At 27.9% G+C, this 1,807-nt stretch carries 1 protein-coding gene; it reads left to right on the forward strand.

Annotated elements, in window-relative coordinates; translation table 11 throughout:
* Positions 1-1,807, forward strand: a 1,807-nt coding sequence (locus J3E06_RS08485; protein WP_259165088.1) for an Ig-like domain-containing protein, incomplete at both ends; no start/stop codon positions are given.

A 1,807-nucleotide genomic window follows, 5' to 3' on the forward strand; every position in this document is an offset into this window, starting at 1 on the left:
AAACGGCGATGGTTTTTGTGATGAAATATATAACATCTCATTAGGAAATGTAGATTACTTACCATTAGTATTTGATACTCAAGGTCCTATATTAAATATAGTTTCACCAGAAAATAAATCAATATTTAATGTAAACCGTTTTATGGTAAACATAACTGCTACAGATAGTAGTGGTGTAGATAGAATAGTATCTGAACTTTATGGTACTTGGAACAACACACTTGCAGAATACCCTACATATTATTATATATACTATACTGGCGTAGATGAGGGAAATCACTCTTTAATATTCTATGCTTTTGATAATTTAGGACATAGAACCGTTAAAAAACTATGGATTGTAATAGATACAACAGACCCTTATGTAGCAATAAACACCCCATTAAATGATACGGTGTACACTACGAATAACATATTAATTAACGCAACCGCTAATGATGCAAGGGGCATAAAAGAAGTAAAAGCTAACATAAACGGAACTAATTATACAATGAACATTAATGGTAGCTATTATACCTTAAATAAAACATTAACGGATAATAAATACAGTTTGAAAGTTTATGCTATGGATAATATAAATAATACAAATGTATCAAGTGAATATACATTTAAAGTTGATACAACTGCTCCAACTTTTACAGTGCATTCCCCAGAAAATAAATCAATATTTAATGTAAACCATTTTATGGTAAACATAACTGCTACAGATAGTAGTGGTGTAGATAAAATAGTATCTGAACTTTATGGTAATTGGAACATTACACTTGCAGAATACCCTACATTTTATTATACATCCTATAATCTATTAGATGAGGGAAATCACTCTTTAATATTCTATGCTTTTGATAATGCAGGAAATAGGGCGGTTAAAAAACTATGGATTGTAATAGATACAACAGACCCTTATGTAGCAATAAACACCCCATTAAATAATAATGTATATAATACAGATAATATATTAATTAACGCAACCGCTAATGATGCAAGGGGCATTAAAGAAGTAAAAGCTAACATAAACGGAACTAATTATACAATGAACATTAATGGTAGCTATTATACATTAAATAAAACATTAACGGATAATAAATACAGTTTGAAAGTTTATGCTATGGATAATATAAATAATACAAATGTATCAAGTGAATATACATTTACTGTAGATACAACTGCTCCAAAAATTATATCTATTAAACCAGTTAATAATTCGACAGTGGGTATTTCAACAAATGTTCAAGTTTTAGTTAATGAAAAATCAAAAATTAATATGTCATTAATAAAAGGAATTGATATATTAAAATATAATTTAACTGAAGATACAAATAATTCAAATTTGCATACAAAATTACTTACAAATTTGGATGCAGGTAATTATACATTAAAAATAACTGCAACTGATTTATACAATAATAGCTATACGAATGAATCTACTTTCACAGTAGATACGACTAAACCAGTTTTGGAAATAATAAATCCATCCAATAATTCAAAATATAATGAAACAGATATTACAATAAACATTACTGCGGATTCAAATGTTAGTTTAATCGCTAATATTGTATCAACAGGGGTAAATAAGAATGTTAGTTTAACAAAAGGTACAAACAGTTATGTGGGAACTACTGGAACTTTAGCAGAAGGTACGTATAATATAACTGCTATTGCTACAAATGATTTAGGCAACAAAAACGGTACTAAGCCAAACACATTTACTGTAGATACGACTAAACCAACAATTACAAACTTAAAACCAGTTAATAATTCAACAGTAAACACCGGATTTACAATAAATGCAACAATTAATGATAAT

Source organism: Methanococcus voltae, assembly GCF_024807655.1.
Lineage (GTDB): Archaea > AGJL01 > Methanococci > Methanococcales > Methanococcaceae > Methanococcus > Methanococcus voltae_D.